General features: G+C 50.4%; 1 pseudogene. It reads left to right on the top strand.

Annotated features, from left to right (window positions below):
- Window positions 1-1,098: pseudogene (locus AB9K26_RS05510) on the top strand (gliding motility-associated C-terminal domain-containing protein); the annotation flags it as partial.

Genomic DNA, 1,098 nt, shown 5'->3' on the forward strand with positions numbered 1-1,098 from the left:
GTAACGCTTACTTTTGACGACGGGACCATCCCTGACCTCTCAAACTGTTCTGTCACTGACCAAACTGTTGAATGCGCTGGTGACGGAAACGAGCAGTTGGCCAATGACTGGAATGCCAATAATATTGCGGACCTTGAAACTTGTGCCGATGACCTTGGCATAACAGTGACATCTGACTATGATTTCGCAAACCTGGTCCCTTCTTGTGGACAGGCTGGTTCTATCGCTGTGACCTATACAATTACAGATGATTGCGGAAACGCAACAACACTCAGTGCGACACTGACCATTGAAGATACAACGGACCCTACATTCACGGTTCCTGCTGGAATTACCATCGAGTGCGACCAAGATCCAACAGACCTAACCCTAACAGGTGATGTCACGGACGAAGCTGATAATTGTTCTGTGAACACTCTAGAGGCAACTTATACTGATTCTGTTGCCGATGGCTCCTGTGCAAACGAATCCGTAATCACAAGAACTTGGACGCTTGTCGATGACTGTGGGAACGAGACTAACCTAGTGCAGACGATAAACGTCGTGGACACTACTGCGCCAATACTTACATTGCCTAGCGATGCAACCGTGGAATGTACCGAAAGTACCGATCCTGCTGCTACCGGAACGGCAACCGCTATGGATACCTGTGGCAATGTGACCGTTACTTATTCCGATGCCTCAGCTCCTGGTTGTGGAAATACCGAAACGATTACAAGAACTTGGACCGCTACCGATGAATGCGGAAACTCCGCATCTCTGGACCAGACCATTACCGTTGAGGATACCACTGCGCCAGTGCTTACACTGCCTAGCGATGCAACCGTGGAATGTACAGAAAGTACCGATCCTGCAGCTACCGGAACGGCTACGGCCACCGATACATGTGGCAATGTGACCGTGACCTTCTCAGACAGCTCTGTTGCTGCCTGCGGAAACACCGAGACCATCACTAGAACTTGGACCGCTACCGATGAATGCGGAAACTCAGTGTCACTTGACCAGACCATATCCGTAGTGGACACCATAGCCCCTGACCTTTCCGCTTGTACGGTGGAAAATACGGTGGTCGAATGTTCCGACACGGACAACGAGGCT

This window comes from Psychroserpens sp. XS_ASV72, assembly GCF_041224425.1.
Lineage (GTDB): Bacteria > Bacteroidota > Bacteroidia > Flavobacteriales > Flavobacteriaceae > Psychroserpens.